At 69.9% G+C, this 16285-nt stretch carries 13 protein-coding genes; 6 read left to right on the forward strand and 7 right to left on the reverse strand.

Translation table 11 applies throughout. The annotated features are described in order from the left end of the window. Positions 1-61 precede the first annotated feature (61 nt). A complete protein-coding gene (locus HCT51_RS16975) occupies positions 62-454 on the reverse strand; it encodes a hypothetical protein (protein WP_166880284.1) in 393 nt (130 codons plus the stop codon). A gap of 464 nt (positions 455-918) precedes the next feature. Between HCT51_RS16975 and HCT51_RS16980 the strand changes: the two genes are divergently transcribed. Continuing rightward, positions 919-2007 (forward strand): M23 family metallopeptidase, encoded by a 1089-nt coding sequence (locus HCT51_RS16980; protein WP_166880286.1) that lies wholly within the window; start codon positions 919-921, stop codon positions 2005-2007. Here HCT51_RS16980 and HCT51_RS16985 read toward each other — a convergent pair. Both HCT51_RS16985 and HCT51_RS16990 read right to left on the reverse strand, forming a co-directional pair. Beyond that, the gene (locus tag HCT51_RS16985) at positions 2001-2255 is read right to left on the reverse strand and encodes a hypothetical protein (protein WP_166880288.1); all 255 of its coding nucleotides are present in this window, start codon (positions 2253-2255) and stop codon (positions 2001-2003) included. The genes HCT51_RS16980 and HCT51_RS16985 overlap by 7 nt on opposite strands. Before the next feature lie 187 nt (positions 2256-2442). Next, a complete protein-coding gene (locus tag HCT51_RS16990) occupies positions 2443-2862 on the reverse strand; it encodes a prevent-host-death protein (protein WP_166880290.1) in 420 nt (139 codons plus the stop codon). Between the two features lie 187 nt (positions 2863-3049). Here HCT51_RS16990 and hutU point away from each other — a divergent pair, with 187 nt between their 5' ends. After that, complete coding sequence (gene hutU, locus HCT51_RS16995; RefSeq protein WP_166880292.1) at positions 3050-4741, forward strand: urocanate hydratase; 1692 nt, start codon at positions 3050-3052, stop codon at positions 4739-4741. Between the two features lie 47 nt (positions 4742-4788). Further along, complete coding sequence (gene hutI, locus HCT51_RS17000; protein ID WP_166880457.1) at positions 4789-6027, forward strand: imidazolonepropionase; 1239 nt, start codon at positions 4789-4791, stop codon at positions 6025-6027. A gap of 140 nt (positions 6028-6167) precedes the next feature. Here the strand turns inward: hutI and HCT51_RS17005 are convergent, their stop codons facing one another. After that, positions 6168-7091, reverse strand: a complete 924-nt coding sequence (locus HCT51_RS17005) for an arginase family protein (protein WP_224760561.1) — start codon at positions 7089-7091, stop codon at positions 6168-6170. Positions 7092-7231: 140 nt separating this feature from the next. Here HCT51_RS17005 and HCT51_RS17010 point away from each other — a divergent pair, with 140 nt between their 5' ends. Further along, positions 7232-7555, forward strand: coding sequence for a hypothetical protein (locus tag HCT51_RS17010; protein ID WP_191413667.1), 324 nt, complete (start codon positions 7232-7234; stop codon positions 7553-7555). 202 nt (positions 7556-7757) lie between these two features. Here HCT51_RS17010 and HCT51_RS17015 read toward each other — a convergent pair whose 3' ends face one another. Continuing rightward, positions 7758-11072 carry an efflux RND transporter permease subunit gene (locus tag HCT51_RS17015; protein ID WP_166880459.1) on the reverse strand — a complete coding sequence of 1105 codons (3315 nt, stop codon included), beginning with the start codon at positions 11070-11072 and terminating at the stop codon, positions 7758-7760. Between the two features lie 114 nt (positions 11073-11186). Further along, positions 11187-12605, reverse strand: a complete 1419-nt coding sequence (yczR, locus tag HCT51_RS17020) for a MocR-like transcription factor YczR (protein WP_166880296.1) — start codon at positions 12603-12605, stop codon at positions 11187-11189. Between the two features lie 106 nt (positions 12606-12711). On the opposite strand from yczR, the gene HCT51_RS17025 reads away from it, so the two are divergent. Together HCT51_RS17025 and yczE are read left to right on the forward strand one after the other, a co-directional pair. After that, on the forward strand, positions 12712-14448 hold the full coding sequence (locus HCT51_RS17025) for an MFS transporter (protein WP_255523530.1): 1737 nt from the start codon (positions 12712-12714) through the stop codon (positions 14446-14448). Positions 14449-14647: 199 nt separating this feature from the next. Further along, a complete protein-coding gene (gene yczE, locus HCT51_RS17030) occupies positions 14648-15292 on the forward strand; it encodes a membrane protein YczE (protein ID WP_224760562.1) in 645 nt (214 codons plus the stop codon). Positions 15293-15459: 167 nt separating this feature from the next. Here the strand turns inward: yczE and HCT51_RS17035 are convergent, their stop codons facing one another. Then, entirely contained in the window at positions 15460-16230 is a 771-nt protein-coding gene (locus HCT51_RS17035; RefSeq protein ID WP_224760563.1) for a MerR family transcriptional regulator, read from the reverse strand. Positions 16231-16285 lie beyond the last annotated feature (55 nt).

Consider the following 16285-nt stretch of genomic DNA (forward strand, 5'->3'; position numbering starts at 1 on the left):
AACTCCCGCCCACGGGGAGCAGGCGTGCTCGCGGTCTCCGTGACGGTCGTCGCGATGTTCTTCACCGGGATGAGTCCCGCGGCCGCCGATACCGTTCCCGTCGACCCGGTTCCGGCCGTTCCGGTGCCGACAGACCCGTCGCCGGCTGACCCGCCGCCCGCCGAGGGAGCGCCGCCGGCGACCGAGCCTGAACCGGCACCTGCGCCCGCACCGGAGCCGGCTCCAGCGCCTGCCCCTGCTCCAGCTCCTGAGCCACCTGCAGCACCGGCCCCCGTACCTGATCCACCGGCGGCGTCCGTTCCACCCATTGCACCCGCTCCTGCACCTGAACCACCCGCAGCACCGGCGCCCGCGCCAGCTCCTGCGCCTGCGCCTGCCCCACAGGAGCAGGAGCCTGCTCCGCAAACGCCCGTCCCCGCGCCGCCATCCATCGCCCCGGACTCGCCTCCGCCACCGTCCACTCCTCCTCCAGCCGGTCCAGACCACGACTCCGACTCCTCCGGCCACAACCACGACTCGGATAACGACTCCGATTACCCCGGTCATGATTACGACCACGATTCCGATTACCCCGGTCATGACCACGATCACGACTCCGACTACCCCCGCCACCACCACGACCACGACCACGACTCGGATTACGATCACGACTCTGACTACCCAGGTCACGACCACGAGCCGGGCGATGACGACGAGACCGAGTGGCCGACCCCGGACCCCACCTCCGAACCCACGCCAGAGCCGACCCCGGAGCCCACCCCCGAGCCCTCCCCGACCCCGACACCCAGCCCCGAACCCATAGCCACTCCCACCCCCAGCCCGGAGCCCCCGACCGCGGCGCCGGTGCTCCCGCCCGACCCAGGCCCGAGCACCCCGCCGCCGGTCGCCCGGCCGGTGCCGCGCGACTTCAGCTCCCACGTGACTCCGCTCACCACTCGCAACGCGCAGGCGATGGCGGCCGCCGCGGCTGCGGTCAGCGCCGCCGCGGCCCGCGTCAACGAGGCCCGGGATGCCTACACAATCGCCGTGGCCGCGTACGAGTCCGCCCGGTCCCACGCGGCACTCGCCGAACAGAACGCCGTGCAGCTGCGACAGCAGGCGGATGACGCCGAAGCGCTGAGCACCGCGGTGAAGCGGCTGCTGATCGTGGTGCTGCGGCAGCGGCTGCATCCGAGTCCGTCATTCAGCGATGTCGACGCGGTGCTCGGCCACGCCACCACCGAGACGCTGCTGGGCGCCCTGGGTTCGGTGGAGCGGATCAAGTCGCTCATCGCGGACACCGAGGCGATCACCGCGATTGCCGTGCGATTCAACGACCGCGCAGTGCAGCTGCGCGCGCAGGCCGATCGCGCCGCCCAGGTCGGTGTGACCACGCTCGTTGACGAGTTGCAGGCGGTCGTGACGACCGCGTCGACCACCCTGGTCACCGCGGAAGACACTCTGCAACAACTGCAGGTCGCCTCGCTGGCGAGCTCCGGCACCCAGATCGTGCTGCCGGTCGACCACGGGCAGCTCAGCGACGTGGGCTGGGCGCTCCCGACATCCGGAACCATCTCAGGCGGTTACGGCGCCCGCCCCGACAAGCCGCTACCGAGCTCCGGCGACTTCCACTACGGACTGGATGTCGCGGCCGCCTGCGGCACGCCGATCTACGCTGCCACGTCCGGCACCGTCGTCGAGGTGGGAGCCCTCGGCGGCTACGGCTACTGGGTGAAGCTCGACCACGGCTCGGGCGTCGAGACCGGCTACGCGCACCTGCCATCGGATGGCGTCGCCGTCACGCTCGGACAGGTCGTGGTCGCCGGCCAGCCGATCGGCGTCGTCGGCACCACCGGATCCTCGACCGGATGCCACCTGCACTTCGAGGTGCGCCTGGACGGCAGCCGGATCGACCCGCTGCAGTTCCTCGCCGCCCGTGGCGTCGCGGTCACGGTCGACCCGGTCCCTGCCCCTAACCCTGCCGACCCAGCCACCGTCGAGACACCAGCCGGAATCGCGGCTTACTGATCGTTGGGGAGCTTGCCGGAGGCGTAATGGCTGGAGAGAAGCTCCGCGGCGCCAGCTGCGTCGAGTTCGAGAATGGCGTCTTCGGCCACTCCGAACTGTTTCAGCGCTCGATAGAGGTGAAGCGGGACCGCCTTCTTCTCCTCGCGCTGCTCGGGTCGACCTCGGTCCGGCAGCTGCCCGTCAAGCACACAACCCCAGAACACCTCTGCAGTGACCTGGAGCTGCTCGCGAAGGATCTGTGACCACATCTGCGGTCCATAGGTCGTTTTGTCAATCGGCTGGGAGATGCGTGTACGCAGGATCCGGCCGTCCCAGAGCGTGAGCTCATACGTACGGTGATGTTGGACTGGGCGCCCTGTGGCCCCACGGACGAGAGTCCAGTTTTCGTTTTCGCAGAACTGGTCGTGGTGGTCCCTGGTTGGCGCAGGCGGTCTCTTATTCACCGCCGCGGTCGAACCATTCCAGGAGTTGCTCGTCCGTGGACAGCTTCACGAGCTGCACGAGTGCCCATGCGGAGGCGTGGTTAGGGGCGTGCTGCAGCCGGTCTTCCCAGTCCTCCGCATACTCCCGGAGAGAGAGGATGAGGTCTGCGAGAGCATCCTCAACGTCCGCACCTTCTGCGACGAACGGGCGGTTCTTCATCAGCGCAACTACGGCGCCGTTCTCCTTGAATATCTCGACGTGCGGAGAGACGGCGTGGAAGAAGAACTGACGCAACTTCTCGGCAGGCATTACCGCCGTCACCTGGTCGTCTCGACGAACGGTGACGGTGCGCCCTTGTGCGGTGGCGTCGAGCACATCCTTCAGATGAGTGCGTGTCTCGGTGTATGAGCCGTAATCGGCTACGAGTGACATGATGTGATTCCTCCGTTACGTACACGAAGTACGTCACGTACATCGTAACTCTTCTTGTTACTGGAGCGCATTCCGATCCTGATAGTCGTGCAAGTCTGCCGACCCACCGCGGTCCACGTCTGACATCCCAGACAGGTGCGCTGCGGACGGCGTTGTTCCGCGGCATCCGGTGCACTGGAATCGCACCATGACTATCGAGTCCCCCGCCACCGCCCGCGTTGTGCGGGCCGCGCGCGGCAGCGCCCTGACCGCCCGCAGCTGGCAGACCGAGGCCCCGCTGCGGATGCTGATGAACAACCTCGATCCGGATGTCGCGGAGCGCCCGGCCGACCTCGTCGTCTACGGCGGCACGGGCAAGGCCGCCCGCAGCTGGGAGGCGTTCGATGCCATCGTGCGCACCCTCGAGTCGCTCGAGGCCGACGAGACGCTGCTGGTGCAGTCGGGTAAGCCGGTGGGGGTGTTCCGCACCCACGAGTGGGCGCCGCGGGTGTTGATCGCCAACTCGAACCTGGTCGGCGACTGGGCCACCTGGCCGGAGTTCCGCCGGCTCGAGCAGCTCGGCCTCACCATGTACGGGCAGATGACGGCCGGCTCCTGGATCTACATCGGCACCCAGGGCATCCTGCAGGGCACCTACGAGACCTTCGGCGCGGTCGCCCGCTCGCTCGCCGGGCGCCGGGGCGGGGACGAGGCATCCGCCAGCCTGGCCGGAACGCTCACCCTCACCGGCGGCTGCGGCGGGATGGGCGGCGCGCAACCGCTCGCGGTAACCATGAACGGCGGCGCGGTGCTGATCGTCGATGTGGACGAGCAGCGGCTGCGGCGGAGAGTCGAGCACGGCTACCTCGACGTGATCGCCGACTCGCTGGACGACGCCATCGACCGCGCCCTCGAGGCGAAGAACGCCCGGGCGGCGCTATCGGTGGGCGTGGTCGGTAATGCCGCCACGGTGTTCACCGAGCTGCTCGCCCGTGGGGTGCCGATCGATGTGGTCACCGACCAGACCAGCGCCCACGACCCGCTGTCCTACCTGCCCGAGGGGGTGTCGGTGTCCGAGTGGCAGGAGCTGGCGACATCCGACCCCGCTGGATTCACCGAGAAGGCCCGCGCCTCGATCGCCCGGCAGGTGGCGGCGATGGTCGGATTTCAGGATGCCGGCGCCGAGGTGTTCGATTACGGCAACTCGATCCGCGCCGAGGCCCAGCTCGGCGGGTATGAGCGGGCGTTCGAATTTCCGGGCTTCGTGCCCGCCTACATCCGGCCGCAGTTCTGCGAGGGCAAGGGGCCGTTCCGCTGGGTGGCGCTGTCCGGGGATCCGGCCGACATCGCAGTGACCGACCGGGCGATTCTGGAGCTGTTTCCGGATGACGCGCACCTGCGCCGCTGGATCAGTCAGGCCGCCGAGAAGGTGCAGTTCGAGGGGCTGCCGGCCCGGATCTGCTGGCTCGGCTACGGGCAGCGGCACCTGGCCGGGCTGCGATTCAACGAGCTGGTGGCCTCCGGCGAGCTCTCGGCGCCCATCGTGATCGGCCGCGACCACCTCGACGCCGGCTCGGTCGCGTCGCCATACCGGGAGACCGAGGCGATGGCCGACGGCTCCGACGCGATCGCCGACTGGCCGCTGCTGAACGCGCTGCTGAACACCGCGTCGGGCGCGACTTGGGTGTCGATCCACCACGGCGGAGGCGTCGGCATCGGCCGGTCGATCCACGCCGGGCAGGTGGTGGTGGCCGACGGCACCGCGCTGGCCGCCGAGAAGATCGCTCGGGTGCTGCTGAACGACCCCGGCACCGGGGTGATGCGGCATGTCGACGCCGGCTATGACCGCGCCGTGGAGGTGGCGCGCGAGCGCGGCCTTCGCGTGCCGATGGCGGAGTGAGCGTGGGCGCGCGGGTCGCGGACGCGGAGAACGTCGGGGGTGCTCCGGTGACCGCGACGATGATCACCGACATCGGGCTGCTGGTGACGAACGACCCCACGCTCGGTGCCGGACCGTTGGGCGAGCTGCGGGATGCCGCGATCCTGATCGAGGACGGACGCGTGGCGTGGGTCGGGTCGGCCGCGGGCAGCGACGCTGTCGGCGGCGCTTCGGCCCCCGCTGCCGGAGTGTCCGCGACCGGCAGCGCCGCCGCGCCACCGCAGGTGCTCAGCGCGGGCGGCGACTGCGTCATCCCCGGCTTCGTCGACAGCCACACCCACCTGGTGTTCGGCGGCGACCGGTCGGTCGAGTTCGAGGCGCGGATGGCCGGTCGGGGGTATGAGGCCGGCGGCATCCGGTCCACCGTTGAGGCGACCCGGCAGGCGACGGATGCCGCGCTGCGCGTCCGGTTGCGCGGATTCATCGACGAACTGCTCGCCCAGGGCACCACCACCGTGGAGGTGAAGAGCGGCTACGGGCTGTCGGTGCCCGACGAGGAGCGGCTGGTGCGCCTGGCCGCGGAGGTCACCGAGGAGGTCACCTTCCTCGGCGCGCACGTGGTGCCGGCCGAGTACCGCGGACGCGCCGACGCCTACGTCGACCTGGTCACCGGCCCGATGCTCGCCGCGTGCGCACCGCACGCCCGCTGGATCGACGTGTTCTGCGAGACCGGGGCCTTCTCGGTGGAACAGGCGCGGCGGGTGCTCACCGCCGGTATCGCGGCCGGGCTGCTGGCGCGGGTGCACGCGAACCAGCTGGGTCCGGGCGACGGGGTGCGGCTCGCGGTGGAGCTGTCCGCGGCATCCGTTGATCACTGCACATTCCTCAGCGACGACGACGTGGCGGCGCTGGCCGAGTCGGACACGGTGGCCACCCTGCTGCCTGGGGTGGAGTTCTCGACCCGGCAGCCGTACCCCGATGCGCGGCGGCTGCTCGACGCGGGCGTCACCGTGGCGCTGGCCTCGGACTGCAATCCGGGGTCGAGTTTCACGTCGTCGATGCCGTTCTGCATCGCGCTCGCGGTGCGCGAGATGGGGATGACCGCGGCGGAAGCGGTGTGGTCGGCCACCGCGGGAGGTGCGGCGGCGTTGCGGAGAACGGATGTCGGAAGCCTCCGTGTCGGCGCCCGCGCCGATCTCGTGCAGCTGGCGGCGCCGAGCTACAACTACCTCGCCTACCGGCCAGGCGTGCCGCTCATGCGGCGGGTCTGGAAGGACGGCGAGCTGGTGCGCCAGCCGCTGCCGTAAGCCCGCACGCCGGGGACGCAGCACACGCCCGCTCGGGCAGCACACGCTCGGGAGGTAAAAGGCCGCTCGGACGGCCACTTTTGCCGGATTGTGTCCTCCCGAGCGCGCGAAGTCCGCCCGTCCGGTTCTCGTCGCACCAGTCACGGGCGGGTCGCGAGCCCCGCCGCCACCTCGAGCACGCACAGCGCCGCCAGCCGCACCGTGCGCCCGTCGGGGGCATCGGCCGCGACATCCACTTCGGCGAGATCGACCGAGCGCACCTGCGGGTCGGCCCCCGCCGCCCGCGCCGCCCGGCGCAGCTCCCACGCGCTGATACCACCGGGCAGCGACCCCGGGCAGCCGGGCACCACCGCGCGGTCGCAGACGTCGAGGTCGAGGTCCACGTGCACCGGACCACCCGCCGCACCGGCGATCTCGAGCGCCTCGGCCATCACGTCGGTGATCCGCTCGTGGTGCAGCTCGTCGCGGTGCACCACCGTGATGCCGTAATGGGCGGCGCGGGACGCGTACTCGCGGGAGTTGGCAAAGTCGGCGATGCCGATCTGCACCACGCGGCGCCCGGAAAGTCCTGCCTCGATCAGTCGCCGCACCGGGGAGCCGTTGCTCACGCCATCGCGCAGGTCGTAGTGGGCGTCGAGGGTGACCAGGCCGGCCGTATCGAGCGCGTTGCCCCACGCGGCGAGCGCCACCGGGACCGTAAGCGAGTTGTCACCGCCCAGCGCGACGGTCAGCCGAGCCCGGCGGGCAGCTTCGGCCACCAGGCTGCGTGTGCGGGCCTCACCCTCGGCGCCGTCCGGGTCGGTGACGTCGCCGAAGTCGGCGATCGTCATCTCCCGCTGCGGCCGGCGGAACACAGACCGGTCGGGCATCAGCGCCGTGGTGTAGCGGGGGAGTGCTTCCCGAATCGCGGCCGGCGTACCGTGCGCCCCTGTGGGCGAGAGCGACGTGCGCCAGGTCGGCACCCCGACCAGGGCCAGGTCGATCGGGCCGTCACCTGCGTCGGGCGCGGGCCAGTCGCCCGCGCGGGGCCAGAGCGGGTCGTGCGGCAACGCTGCAGCGGTCACGGCATCGACGTTAGCAATGCGGATGCCGCGGCCACAGGCATCCGGAATCATCAGCAGTCTGCGATCCCAGACGCGTGCACGGGCCCCGCTGCAACAAACCTCTTGCCAAAACCCCGTGCAGACGGCGTACCATCAGGCCCATGTCCGCGGAAACCGTGTTCGATCAGCTAGTCAGCGAGCTTGAGCCCGCCGGGGCCGAGGCGGGAACGATGTTCGGGTCGCGCGCCATCACGTTGCGCAAGAAGGCCTTCGTGTGCCTCAAAGACGACCGGATCGCGCTCAAGCTGGGCGCTGGATCCGCCGCGCACAGCGCCGCGCTCGCCCTGCCGGGGAGCGCGCTGTGGGATCCATCGGGAACCCACCGCCCATACAAGGACTGGGTATCGGTTCCCGCCTCGGACGCCAAGATCCTGTCACCGCTCGCCGGCGCGGCGCTCACCTACCTGCGCGAAGTGCTCGGCTGAGGCTGGCCCTGAAGTCTGGCAATTGGTCCTTCCCCGGGCGCCGGAACCACTAAACGCCAGACCTCACACGCTTACACGCTCGCGCGCGCCCTTGCCCGCTCGCTCGCTGAGGTCTGGCAATTGGTCGTTCCCACGCCACCGGAAGGGCTAAACGCCAGACCTCACGCTCGCAGGCGCAACCAACCGCACGCCCGCAAGCGCGCTACGCGGCAGCCTTCGCCGCGCGCCGGGCCGTCCGCCGCTCGGTCGCGCCCTCCACCAGGTAGTACAGCGCGGGCAGCACCACCAGGGTGAGCAGCGTTGAGGAGATCAGCCCGCCGATCACCACGATCGCGAGCGGCTGCGAGATGAAGCCGCCGTGCCCGGTGATGCCCAGCGCCATCGGCACGAGCGCGAAGATTGTGGCGAGCGCGGTCATCAGGATCGGACGCAGACGCCGGGATGCCCCGTGCAGCACGGCCTCCCCGACGCTGAGCCCGCGGACCCGATACTGGTTCACCAGGTCGATGAGCACGATCGCGTTGGTCACCACGATGCCGATCAGCATCAGCACCCCGATCAGCGACGGCACACCCAGCGGCACCCCCGACGCGATCTGCAGCAGGATCGCACCGGTGGCCGCGAACGGCACCGACACCAGCAGCAGCAGCGGCTGCCGCAGGCTGCGGAACGTGGCCACCATCACGATGTACACGATCAGGATCGCCACCAGCAGCGCGATGCTGAGCTGCTGGAACGCATCGCCCTGCTGGGCGGTGACGCCGGCGAGTTCCGCGGAGGCGCCCGCGGGCAGCTCGGTCTGGTCCACGGCATCCTGAATCACGGCCGACGCGGAACCGACATCATCCGAGTTCGGCGTGATCGACACGGTCGCCGCCCGCACCCCGCGGATGGTGGTGATCGAGGCGGGACCGTCGACCTGCTCCACCGTGGCCAGCTCGCCAAGCGGCAGCAGGCCGGTCGGCGACGGGATGGCGAAGTTGCGCAGCTCGTCGACGGTGGTCGGCGCGCCGTCGTTCGCGATGTAGATCGACAGCGTCTTCTCGTCGATCACCGCGGAGCCCACGGTGGTCGGCTGCATGGCCTGCGACACCATGCCACCGACGGCGATCTCGCTCAGCCCTGCCTCGGCCGCCGCGGCCCGGTCGACGGTCACCGCGATGTACGGCTGGGTCTCGGAGAGGTTGCTGGTGGCGGCCGCGACCACGTCGAGGTCGCTCACGCCGTCGAGCAGCGCTTCGGATGCCGCCATCAGGTCGGCCTGCCCGTTGGCCTTGATGTCGATGTCGATCGACGAGGAGGCGAACCCGGACCCGGCCGCCGACACCTGCAGCTCGCCGACGCTGTCCAGGGCGTCGAGCCGGTCGCGCACGCTGGTCTGCAAAGCTTCCTGGTCGGCATCCGGGTCGGTGGTGATCGAGTAGGTGACGTCGCCGCCACCGCCGAACGCGGATTGCAGGGTGCTGCCGCTGGAGCCGATCGACACCTGCACGGTGTCGATGCCGGGGATGTCGAGCAGCTCGGTCTCGACCGTTCCGGCCGCGGAATCCATCGCCTGAAGGCTCGCGCCGAGCGGCAGGGTCTGGCTGACGGACAGAGTGTTCTGGCCGCTGTCGCCGATGAAGTTGGTCTTCATGCTCGGCACCAGGGCGACAGTTCCGCCGAGCACCAGCACGGCGGCGAGCAGAGTGACTACGGGGCGCTTCAGGGTCCAGTGGATGATCGGCAGGTAGGACTTCTGCAGCCGGGTGGGGCTGTCGAGCTCGTCGATGTGCGCGGTGGAGCCGGCACGTTGGGCACGGCGAGTGGATGTCGGCGCTTGCGCGGCTCCGAGGGTGTGGTCGCGGGTGGTGGCGGCCAGCGCGGGCTCGAGGGCGGGCTCGGGGGCGGGGATTCGCGTGAGCGCGGGCTCGAGGTCGAGGTCGGGGTTTCGAGACGCGGCCGACTCCGTCGGGCGCTCCTCAACCAGCGAATGGACCAACGGGATCGACTCCGTCGTGGCCACCAGCGGAGTCGACGCGGTCGGCGCGGCGGCCGCACGGTCGGCCTTCTTGCCCAGGAACCAGTACGCCAGCACCGGCACGATCGTCAGAGCCACGAACAGCGATGCGGCGAGCGCGATGGTCACGGTCAGCGCGAATGGGCGGAACAGCTCCCCGGTGATGTCCCCCACGAGCGCGAGCGGCAGGAACACCGCCACCGTGGTGACCGTCGACGCGGTGATCGCGGTGGCCACTTCCTTCACAGCGGTGCGGATGGCCAGCAGCCGGTTCTCGCCGAGTCCGAGGTGCCGTTTGATGTTCTCGATCACCACGATCGAGTCATCCACTACCCGCCCGATCGCGATCGTCAGCGCGCCGAGCGTGATGATGTTCAGCGTGTAGCCGGCCGCCTGCATGCCGATGAAGGTGATCAGCACCGACGCCGGGATCGAGATCGCGGTGACAAGGGTGGAGCGGATCGACATCAGGAAGACCAGGATGATGATCACGGCGAAGATCAGGCCGAGCACGCCTTCGGTCGCCAGCGCCTCGATCGACTGCTCGATGAACGGCGCCTGGTCGAACACCACGGTGAACACGGTGTTGTTGCCGAGTGACTCCTGCAGCGCCGGGATCAGGTCCTGCACGGCGTGCGAGACGTCGACGGTGTTGCCATCCGGCATCTTGGTCACGGCGATGGTCAGCGCCGGTTCCCCGTTGACCCGGGAGATGCCGGTGGTCGGGTTGTCGGTCACCTGCACGGTGGCGACATCTCCGATGCTCGCCGCCTCGCTGCCGCCGAGCAGCGGCAGGGCGGCGATCTCGTCGACGGTCGCGATACGCGCCCCGGCCTGCACGGTCAGCGTCGTGTCACCCTCGGTGATCGAGCCGGCCGGCAGCAGCAGCCCGTTGGCGTCGAGCGCGTCGCTGATGGACTGGGTGGACAGTCCGGATGTCGCCAGCGCCGCGACATCCGGAGTAATGGTGATTCGCTGCCCGACATCCCCCAACAGGCTGGCCTCGCGCACGTTGTCCAGCGCCTGGATGTCGGCGATGGCCGACCCGTTCAGGGCGGCCGACAGCGCCCGCTGGTCGAGGTCGCTGGTGACCGCGACCTGCACCACCGGCAGGTCGTCGAGCGACCCGGTGATCACCTGCGGCTCGACATCCGGCGGCAGCTGCGACTGAAGCCGGTTGATCGCCAGCTGCACCTTCTGCTCGGCGGTGACCAGGTCGGTGCCGTACTCGAAGCTCGCGGAGATCATCGACACGTTGGTACTCGAGGTGGCGCTGGTGGATTCCAGCCCGGTGACGCCCTGGATCGCGGTCTCGATCGGGGTGGACACGTCTTCGTTGACGACCTCCGGCGCGGCGCCCGGGTACGCCGTGACCACCACCACCTGCGGGAAGTTCACCGACGGGATCAGCTCCTGCTTCAGCGAGTTGAGCGCAATGAAGCCGAAGAAGGCCACGACGATGGTGACAAGTGCAATCAGCGGGCGGTTGCGCAGGCTGAACTCAGACAGAAAATGCACGGTGCTCCCGGGAAGCGGGTGGATGGCGATGACGTCCAGTCGCCTCGGCCAGTATTCCAGCATTCGCTGACCGAGCGGTCAGCGGCGTGGTCGGGCCGGCCGTCGGGGCGCGGGCTAGATGACTTGGGCGAGTGGCTGCTCGAGTGTGGGCAGCGGATGTCGCAGCACGCTGTTCCACGCGTGGGCGAGCATCTCGACGCCGCGGTCCAGCTCGGCTGCCGAGTAGCTGAACGGCACCCGCAGGAACCGCTCGAACACGCCGCCGGTGCCGAAGCGGGGCCCGGCAGCGATGATCAGGCCCTCGTTCCGGGCGGCGAGGGTCAGCTGCGAGCTGACCGGCTGACCGAGGTTGACCCAGGTGGTGAGGCCGCCGTGCACGGTCGGCACGTGCCATTCCGGCAGGTGGGTCGCCAGCGCCGCGGCCAGGTGATCGCGTCCGGCGCGCAGCTGCTCGCGGCGCACCGCGAGGATGTCGTCCATGGTTTCGAGCAGTTTGGCGACGATCAGCTGCTCCAGCACCGGGGTGCCGAGGTCGCCGCTGGTGCGGGCCGCGGCCAGCCGCTGGATGGTGGCCGGGTCGGTGCGGATCCAGCCGACGCGCACCCCGCCCCAGACGCTCTTGCCGACCGAGCCGATCAGGATGGCGTCTCCGTGCGCGGCGAAGGGCAGCGCGGCCGGCACGTCGTCGAAGCCGAGTTCGGCCATCGTCTCGTCGGCGATCAGCCGGGTGCCCTGCCGTTCGGCCAGCTCCAGTGTGCGCGCCCGCAGTTCGGTGGACATCGACTGCCCGGTGGGGTTGTGGAAATCGGGCATCAGGTAGCCCAGGGCAGGGCTGGTTCGGCGGAGGGCCTGTTCGAGCGCGACCTCGTCCCAGCCGGATTCGGAGTCGACCCCGACCGACACCAGCCGGGCGCCCGCGTCGCGCAGTGCGTCATACGCGTGCGGATAGCTGGGCGCCTCCACCAGCGCCCGGTCGCCGCGGCTGAGCAGGGTGCGGGCGAGCAACGCGATCGCGTGCTGCGCGCCGACGGTGACCATGATCTGGTCGGGGCCCGTGGGCAGGCCGCGGTCGGCATAGCGGTCGGCGATCGCCTGCCGCAGGATCGGTAGGCCCACGGTGTCGAAGCCCGAGTCGCTGAGATAGGCGGGCAGTTGTTGTGCGGCCCATTCGGCGGCGCCGATGACGGCCGGGATGGCGGGCAGGGCGGCCTTGCTGAAGTCGAGGTAGTCGGTCTGGATGGGCTCGGTCACCGGAGCCGCCGGCCGGGGGAGCTGGGCGACGCTGCCGGAGCCGCGCACGCTGCTGATGTGACCGGACTCGCGCAGGGTCGCGTAGGCGGTGCTCACGGTGGTGCGGCTGATGCCGAGCTGACCGGCGAGGTCGCGCTCCGCGGGCAGCCGACTGCCGAGCACGATCCGGCCGTCAAGGATCAGCAGGCGGATGCGGTCGGCGAGCGCGGTGTAGGCCGGGGCCGTGGCGCTGGTGCGCCATCCGGCCAGAAGCGAGTCGAGCGCACGCGCTGATACCTGCATGGGGCCACATTAGCGAATTGGCCTTGCTTTGAGCAGGCCACTTTTGCGACATCCACACCACCCACTTGACAGCGTGTAAGCCAACGTGTCACTCTGTCGCAGCGCGATGCCACCAGTGGATCGTCGCTCACGAACGAAGGAGTTCCGCATGAGCCAGAACCGTTTGGCGTCACCACCCCCGGCGCCCACCCGGTCCGCGACATCCGCAGCCGGCTCGAATCGGGTCAAGGGCACCATCTTCGCCGCGTCCATCGCGGCCCTGCTCGCCCAGCTCGCCAACGCGCTGCCGGGATCACTCAACGGCCTGTTTCAGGAGACATTCAACACCGTCGGGTCGCAGCTGACCTGGATCACCGCCGCGTTCATGATTCCCGTGGTGGTGTTCGAGCTCACCTTCGGGGTGCTCGGCGACAAGTTCGGGCACCGCAAACTCGTGGTCGGCGGATCCCTGCTGGTGTTCGTCGGTTCCGTGGTCTGCGCGATCGCCCCGACGGTCGAGATGATGTGGATCGGCTCGGCGATCAATGGCCTCGGTGCCGGCGCGATCTTCCCGTCGTCGCTCGCGCTCGTCGCGGCGGTCACCCACAATTCCCGGGAGCGGGCGCGCGCCATCGCCATGTGGGCGGGCTTCCTCTCGGCCGGCGCCGCGGTATCACCGCTGCTCGGCGGAGTGTTCGCCAGCCTCGGCTCCTGGCGCGGCTCGTACGCCGTGGTCGGCGTGCTCGGCCTGGTGACCGTGGGGCTCGCCTTCTGGAAGGCCATCGAGTCCTCCCCCGCCGGCGATCGCCGCCTCGACCCGTGGGGTCAGGTCACCTTCGCCATTGGCCTCATCCTCGCGCTGTTCGGCGCGGTGCAGGGCCCGGAAGACGGCTGGACCAGCCCGCACGTGCTCGGCGCGTTCCTCATCGGCGCCGCGTTCCTGATCGCGTTCGTGGTCATCGAGCTGCGCGCCCCGTCACCGCTGCTGCGGCTGAACCTGTTCAAGAACCGCGCGTTCACCGTCTCGTCGATCGTGGCCGTGATCGGCATGTTCGCGTTCCTCGGCGCCTGCTTCTCGTTCAGCATGTGGCTCGGCCCGGTGCAGCACCAGAGCCCGTTCCTGACCGGACTGCTCTTCCTGCTGCTGCAGGGCCCGGCGTTCGTGCTGATCCCGGTGATCTCCCGGCTGCAGCACCGCTTCCCGCCGCGCTTCGTGCTCACGGCAGGCCTCGGCCTGATGGGGATTGGCGCGCTGCTCGGCTCCCGGCTGGACGTCACCAACCCCGACCTGGCGCCGTTCGTCCTGCCTGCCCTGCTGATCGGCATCGGCTTCGCCTTCACGCTCAGCCCGATGACCGCCATCGCGCTGAACACCGTGCCGCGCCACCTCGCCGGCATGGCCAGCGCCACCACCAACCTGCTGCGCGACCTCGGCTTCGCACTCGGCCCGGTGATCGCCGGCGCGGTCGCCCTGAGCGCCGCGGCGGGTCAGCTCGGCGCGACGCTGCCGACCGCAGGCCTCCCGGCTGACCAGGCCGGCCCCGCCCTCGGGGTCTTCGAAGCCGGCGGACCGATCGCCCTGAACAGCCTGCCGCCGGGAGTTCCCGGCTCGGCGGCGCACGAGCTCGCGCTGCAGTCGCTCGGCGACGGATTCTCGCTGGCCTTCGTCGTCTGCGCCGTGGCCGCCCTAGCCGCCGCGCTGCTCACTCTGATCGGCCTGCACGGCACGACGGACGGCCAGTCCGGCCGGGAGTCGCTTGGCGAGGAGACGGTGGCGGATGTCGCGGACAGCGACGGTTCCGACGCCGCGGCTGCCGCGGGCAGCGGCTCCGTCGTGGAGCGTGACGGCGTCCGGGGCGTCTAGCCTCCGCCGAACCAAGGTGAGCGCCGCGTTTGCGGCCGAGCGCGCCAGCAGCGGCGGGCGCGCTCGGCCGTTTGCGCCGCGCTCACCGATGGTGCGCCCGCTCAACAAGCGGCCGCCGCGCTCACCGACGCGTGCAGGATGCCACTTACCCGTAATTGGCCTCTTGCTTCCGGGCCAATTATGCAATTGGATTGCACTCGTGTCTCCCGCAACAACTATGGTCCGCCGCATCCTGCAACTCGCAATCGGCCTCTTCCTCTACGGCATCGGCATTGCACTGATGGTGCGAGCCGCCATCGGCGTCGCCCCCTGGGACGTACTGACGCAGGGCATCGCCCGACAGACCGGCTGGTCGTTCGGCCTCATCACCGTGCTGACCAGCTTTGTGGTGCTGCTGATCTGGATCCCGATCCGCGAAAAGCCAGGGATCGGCACCGTGGCCAACGCCATCCTCGTCGGCCCGGCGGCCGAGGTCGGCCTGTTGCTGGTTCCGGTGCAGACGCATCCGGTGCTGCAGGTGCTCGCATTCGCCGGCGGGCTCGCACTGGTGGCCATCGCCACCGGCCTGTACATTGGCGCCCGGTTCGGGCCGGGGCCGCGCGACGGCCTGATGACCGGGCTGCACCGGGTGACCGGCTGGCCGATCTGGGTGGTGCGCACCGGCATCGAGGTGACCGTGCTGGCGATCGGCTGGCTGCTCGGCGGCAACGTGGGGCTCGGAACCGTGGCGTTCGCGCTGCTGATCGGCCCAATGGCGCAGCCGCTGCTGCGGCTGCTGCTCGTGCCGGAGCCGGTTCGGAAGCGCGAGGTTCCGGAACCGGCGCCCGCGAACGCCCTGCCCTAGGCACCCTGAGCACGTTTGGGCCGGTGCCCTGACTTGCCAGCCCGCTCCCCTGCCCCTGCTCCCCGTTTGTGCGCGCAACATGGCGCTTCGGATGCCGCCTAAGCGCCATGTTGCGCGCACAAACGGATGGGTGGAGCCGCCCGGGAGCCGGCCCGGGGATCGAGCCGCTACAGGTTCCGCTCCGCGTACACCGTCATCGCGTCGCGCACGAGGCTGGCGCCCGCCACTCCGCCGTAGTTCGCGGCGAAGCGCTCGTCCGCCACGTACATCTCGGCCAGACCCACGAAGTACTCCTTCGTCGGACCCGTCGTGCCGCCGCCCGGTGTGCCCGGAATCCCCCGCAACCAGTCGAACTGCCGCTGCGCGAGCGCCTGCGCCTCGTCGCTGTCGGCGGCGAGGCCTTGCTGTGCCGCGGCCTGCCAATCTGCGCCCAGGGTCTGCGCGCGCTGCTGCCACTCCTTCTTCTCGGCGTCGCTCATCGAGCGCCACCAGGAGTCGCTCCGCGCGTCCGCATCCTTTCCCCAGCGCTGCTCGACTTCGTCCCGGTACTGCGTGTGGTCAAAGCCGTCAAACATCTCTTCTGCCATCAGTTGTTCACCTCCCTTCAACTTGAGGATCGTGGTCTGCACGCTGTTGATCTGCCGGTCGATCCGCAGCTTCTCCTGCTGCAACCAGCGCAAATGCGTGTCGAGGGCGTCGTCATTGCTGCGCGCCCCGGCCAGCACCTCCGCAATCGCGGGCAGGCCCAGCCCGAGTTCGCGCAGCAGCAGGATGCGCTGCAGCCGGGTCAGGGCATCCGCGTCGTAGTAGCGGTAGCCGTTGCCGCCGACCCTGGTCGGCTCGAGCAGTCCGATGTCGTCGTAGTGCCGCAAGGTTCTGCTCGTGGTGCCTGTGAGGCGCGCGACATCCTGAATCGACCACTCCAACTCGGTTCGCATGCCGGCCCTCCTCTCAGAAACAACCGTAGAAGTTGACGCTGCGTAAAGGTCAAGC

This window comes from Salinibacterium sp. ZJ450, from assembly GCF_011751885.2.
Taxonomy (GTDB): domain Bacteria; phylum Actinomycetota; class Actinomycetes; order Actinomycetales; family Microbacteriaceae; genus Ruicaihuangia.

Bases quoted from the DNA above. Each gene is read 5' to 3' on its own strand.
- HCT51_RS16985 (WP_166880288.1), bottom strand. From the start codon at position 2,255: ATGTGGTCACAGATCCTTCGCGAGCAGCTCCAGGTCACTGCAGAGGTG.
- HCT51_RS16990 (WP_166880290.1), bottom strand. From the start codon at position 2,862: ATGTCACTCGTAGCCGATTACGGCTCATACACCGAGACACGCACTCAT.
- hutU (WP_166880292.1), top strand. From the start codon at position 3,050: ATGACTATCGAGTCCCCCGCCACCGCCCGCGTTGTGCGGGCCGCGCGC.
- HCT51_RS17010 (WP_191413667.1), top strand. From the start codon at position 7,232: ATGTCCGCGGAAACCGTGTTCGATCAGCTAGTCAGCGAGCTTGAGCCC.
- yczR (WP_166880296.1), bottom strand. From the start codon at position 12,605: ATGCAGGTATCAGCGCGTGCGCTCGACTCGCTTCTGGCCGGATGGCGC.
- HCT51_RS17025 (WP_255523530.1), top strand. From the start codon at position 12,712: ATGCCACCAGTGGATCGTCGCTCACGAACGAAGGAGTTCCGCATGAGC.
- HCT51_RS17035 (WP_224760563.1), bottom strand. From the start codon at position 16,230: ATGCGAACCGAGTTGGAGTGGTCGATTCAGGATGTCGCGCGCCTCACA.